Origin of the sequence: Azospirillum formosense (assembly GCF_013340925.1) — a bacterium.
GTDB lineage: Bacteria > Pseudomonadota > Alphaproteobacteria > Azospirillales > Azospirillaceae > Azospirillum > Azospirillum formosense.
The window spans coordinates 1-4,248 of record NZ_WHOR01000382.1 but is presented as its reverse complement, the minus strand read 5'-3'; the positions used below and the strand labels follow the sequence as shown (position 1 = coordinate 4,248).

Sequence of the window (4,248 nt, the reverse complement as noted above, 5' to 3'; positions counted from 1 at the left end):
CGCGTGGTGCGCTGCTGGACGATCACCGGCGGCGGTTCCTCGATGTACACAGGGGCCGGGGCATAATGCACGACCGGCGGCTCCTCATAGACCACCACCGGCGGGGGCCGACGGACGATCACCACCCGCCCGTCGCCATAGCCGCCGTCGATGTAGCCATGCTCGTGGTGGCGGCCACGCTCGTGGCGTTCGCGGTCATGACGATCATGATGGCGCTCCTGCTTGGCGCGCCAGCCGTGGGCCGGCGCCCAGTCCGGCGGGTCGGCGAGGACCGGGGTTACCCCCGCACCCATGGCCGCCACACCGGCCAGCAGCGCGATGGCGAGGGATTTGGGGGCGAAGCGGATGTGCGTCATGATGGCTCCAGGATACGTCTCACCCGAATGAACATCCGGGGCTGGAGTCTTCATCCACCCGACAACCGGGAAGCCCGTGACAATTTTGGGTGCGCGCGAACGAAGTACACCACCCCGGCCCTGGCATCCGGGCTGCGGCCCCGGGGTCAGGAAGGGGGCAGGCCCGCGGCCGGCGCGCGACGCAGCGCGTTCAACAGAATCCCGATGGTAGTCCCGTTGTGCAGCACGGCGGTGCCCACCGGGGACAGCAGGCCCAGCGCGGCGGCGCCGAGGATCGCGCTGTTCAGCCCCACCGTCAGGCGGTAGTTGCGGGCGATCAGCGCCATGGCGGCGTTCGCCGTTTCCTTGGCGTCGGCCACCCGCTCGATCCGGTCCTCCAGAAGCGCCACGTCGGCGGTCAGGCGGGCGATGTCCGCCCCCTTCTGCATGGCGATCCCGACATGGGCGCCGGCCAGCGCCGGAGCGTCGTTGATGCCGTCGCCGACGAAGGCGATGCGCGCGCCGTCGCGGCTCAGATCCTCGATGATGCGGGCCTTGTCGGTGGGCAGCAGGTCGGCGTGGAAGCCGTCGAGGTGCAGATCCGCGGCCAGCTCGGCGGCGCGGTCGCGGTGGTCGCCGGTCAGCATCAGCACCCGCTTCACCCCGGCCCGCCGCAGCCGCGCGATGGTCGCCGCACTGGCCGCGCGCACGCTGTCCTTCAGCGCCAGCACGCCGGCCAGCACCCCGCCGAAGCCGATGAACAGCAGCGTCTTGCCGTCGCGGTGCAGCGCGTCGATGGCCGCGCGGTGGGCCGTGGTGTCGATGCCCTCGTCGTCCTCGATGAAGTGGCGGGAGCCGACGACGATGCGCTTGCCGTCGATGACGCTGGCCACCCCGTGGGCGACGATGAACTTCACCTCCTGATGGTCGAAATGGCGGTTGTGCGTTTCCTTGGCGGCGTTGACCACGGCCATCGCCAGCGGGTGGAAGTAATGCTCCTCCACCGAGGCGGCGAGGCAGATCAGGTCGTCGGGGCTGAAGGTGGGGTCGAAGGCGATGGAATCGGTCACCTGCAGATCGCCGGTGGTCAGCGTGCCGGTCTTGTCGAAAATGACCGTGTCGGCCTGGGCCAGCCGCTCCAGCGCGTTGGCGCCCTTGATCAGGATGCCCGCCTGCCCCGCCCCGTACATGGCCGACTTGAAGGCCACCGGGGTCGCCAGCTTCAGCGCGCAGGAATAGTCGGCCTGGAGCACCGACGCCGCGCTGCGCCAGTCGCCGGTCATCAGGAAGGACCCGCCGGCCAGCTTCAGCACCGTGGGCACCAGCCGGTCGGCCAGGCGCGCCGCGTCGAGTTGCGCCTCGCTCTTGGCGGTCAGCGACTGCTCGACGTAATCGGCGATGCGGGCGGCGGCGGTGTGGCTGCCGACATGCTCGGCGTAGACGACCAGCCGTCCCTCCTCCATCAGCGTGCCGGAGAGGACGGCGGAGCCGCGCTGCTTGACCACCGGGGCGCTCTCGCCGGTCATGGCGGCCTCGTTGACGGTCGCCTCCCCGCTCAGCACCGTGCCGTCCACCGGGATCACCGTCCCGGCGCCGATGACCACGCTGTCGCCGACCAGGACGGTGTCGGCGGGCACCTGGACCTCCACCCCGTCGCGCAGCAGCCACACCTGATCGCTCGACGGGCGGAGCAGCCGCTTCAGCAGCGCGTCCGACCGGCGGGCGATGGACTCCTCCATGTATTCGCCGAGCGCCAGCATGAAGACGGTGGTGTTGGCCGCGGTGAAATCCCGCCGCGCCAGGGAGATCGCCACCGCCGCCGCTTCCAGAACGTGGGAGTTGACACCCTCCCGCCCGTAGATGGCCATGCCCTCGCGCAGCATCGGCATGGCGACGGCCAGCGACAGCGGCAGTCGCAGGGGCATGGGCAACAGGAAGCCGCCGGCCAGCGTGGCGAGGCTGCGGACCAGAACGGCGCCGTGATTCTCCCCGCCCTCCGCCGCCGCCACGGGCGCCGCCGGGTCGGGGATCGGCAGGGTGGCCAGCGCGAGGCACAGCGCCGTGGCGTCGGTCACCGCCGGATCGTAGCGGACGGCCAGCGACCGCGCGGCGCGGCTCGCCCGGACCGACGTCACCCCGGCGACCGCCTCCACCACCCGGTGCAGGGTCGCCTCGTCGGCGGGGGTGCCGGGACGGCAGGCGTAGCGCAGTCGGACGCGCCCCGGAACCCGATGGACCGGCTCCAGCCGCAGGAACCAGGGCAGGCCGCTCATAACGCTCCGGCCTGTTCCGCCTCCAGCTCGGCCTGGAGGTCGGCCATCTGCTCCTTCATCTCGGCAAGGCCGCCGGCGAGGTTGCCGTACAGCTTCAGACCGGACTTCACGATCTTGCCGCGCAACTCCTCGTCGGACAGCACATAGGCCGCCGCCGCCCCGACCAGGAGGCCGACCAGGAACTGCTCGGACCGGCGCGACGGGAGAAGGCCACTCAGCCCGCCGAGAAGCCCCTGCCCCCGCGCCGCGTTGGCGCCCATCGGCGTACCGCCAGCGGCCATGGCGGCTTCGTGCTGGCGCTGCTGCTTCTTCAGCTTCTTCAACGCCTTCTTGATCTTCTTAGCCATGGGGGTCCTCGTGTTTCGGCCGTTCTTGCGGCGGCTCTTCCGCCGGATTCAGCAGATGTTCGATCATGACCACGCCCGCCGCCCCGGCGGCGACCGCCAAGGCGAGGCGCGCGTAATCGCGGTTGCGCAGGGCGTCGGCGGCGACGCTGGCGGCGGCCAGGGCCGCACCGCCCTGCAGGCCGTGGCGCAGGATGGTGCGCGGCGCGGGGGGCTCGGCGCCCGTCACCCAGCGGTCCTGGACGGCGGTCAGCAGGCCGGTCGCCACCATGCCGCGCGTGAAGTCGCGCGTGATGTCGGCGGCGAGCGTGCCGGAGCCCCGCGCCTTGCCGCGCCGCTTCGCGCGTTTCACGCGGCCCCCGGTGCGGCGGACGGCGCCGGCTCGGTCTTCACCGGCTCCGCCGCATCCTCCTTCACCGCCTCCGCTTCGACGGGAGCCGCCTCGACGGGAGCCGCCTCCACAGGGGCTTCCTCCACCGGCGTGGCGAGGCGGGAGCGCAGACCCGCGGAGGTCCGCTCGATGGCCAGCAGGCCGGTGACCGCGGCCTCGCGCACCGCAGACTGGGCCTTGCCCGCGCCCTCGCGGGCGGCGGCCTTCACATCGACGGACTTGAGGTTGGTGGCCCGGAGGTCGGCGATCGTGGGATCGGCCTTGGCCTTGGCGTTTTTCACCATCCGGACGCCGATGGCCCCGGCGATCACGCCGGACGCGAATGTCAGAAGCGGCAGCATCATGGTCTCCTTTCCGGCGCACCACCCGCAAAGCCGGCGGTGGCGATGCGCAGCAGCGTCCCGGCCGCCGCGCTGGCTTCCCCGCGCAGCAGATCCGGCCACGCCGAGGGCGGGATCACCGTGGGGTCGTATTCGATGGTGCAGGACCGGGCGAGCGGGTTCAGCGCGACGGAGCGGATGCCCTCCGCCCCGGTGAGCGCCCGGTGCAGCGCCCTGGCGTCGTCGGCCAGCGCCGCCAGACCGCGCTCCGCGGCGCCGTCCAGCTTCAGCCGCACCCGGCCCGGAATGTGGTGCGCGATGGTCAGGGCGGCGGCCAGCCGGCTCAGGAAATCGTCGGGCATGCTCGGTTCTCGGTCGGTCATTGGAAGAGGCGTTTGCGCTGCACGGTCATGTGGACGAGCATGAAGGCGACGAACAGCGTGCCGAACCCGGCGTGGACGCGCTTGCCCACCCCCAGCGCCGCCAGGGTCGCCGCCATGCTGCCCATCATCCCGATCTTGGCCGCGCGGTTGATCCGCCATTTCAGCTCCGGGGCGGCCGGTTTGTCCTCCAGGGCGGGAGCGG

Annotated in this window: 5 protein-coding genes and 2 pseudogenes; all 7 read right to left on the bottom strand. The window is 71.9% G+C overall.

All coding sequences use genetic code 11. The features are described from left to right. Window positions 1–356 (bottom strand): annotated as a pseudogene (locus GBZ26_RS27725) (glycine zipper 2TM domain-containing protein); the annotation flags it as partial. Between the two features lie 146 nt (window positions 357–502). Beyond that, window positions 503–2,608, bottom strand: a complete 2,106-nt coding sequence (locus tag GBZ26_RS27720; protein ID WP_174441565.1) for a heavy metal translocating P-type ATPase — start codon at window positions 2,606–2,608, stop codon at window positions 503–505. Further along, window positions 2,605–2,955, bottom strand: coding sequence for a YtxH domain-containing protein (locus GBZ26_RS27715; protein WP_174441564.1), 351 nt, complete (start codon window positions 2,953–2,955; stop codon window positions 2,605–2,607). Before GBZ26_RS27715 ends, GBZ26_RS27720 begins: the two co-directional genes overlap by 4 nt. Continuing rightward, entirely contained in the window at window positions 2,948–3,304 is a 357-nt protein-coding gene (locus tag GBZ26_RS27710) for a hypothetical protein (RefSeq protein WP_174441563.1), read from the bottom strand. The genes GBZ26_RS27715 and GBZ26_RS27710 overlap by 8 nt, the downstream gene beginning before the upstream one ends. Continuing rightward, entirely contained in the window at window positions 3,301–3,687 is a 387-nt protein-coding gene (locus tag GBZ26_RS27705; RefSeq protein ID WP_211104995.1) for a hypothetical protein, read from the bottom strand. The genes GBZ26_RS27710 and GBZ26_RS27705 overlap by 4 nt, the downstream gene beginning before the upstream one ends. Continuing rightward, entirely contained in the window at window positions 3,684–4,025 is a 342-nt protein-coding gene (locus GBZ26_RS27700) for a cation transporter (RefSeq protein ID WP_174441562.1), read from the bottom strand. Before GBZ26_RS27700 ends, GBZ26_RS27705 begins: the two co-directional genes overlap by 4 nt. 17 nt (window positions 4,026–4,042) lie before the next feature. Beyond that, a pseudogene (locus tag GBZ26_RS27695) lies at window positions 4,043–4,248 on the bottom strand (hypothetical protein); the annotation flags it as partial.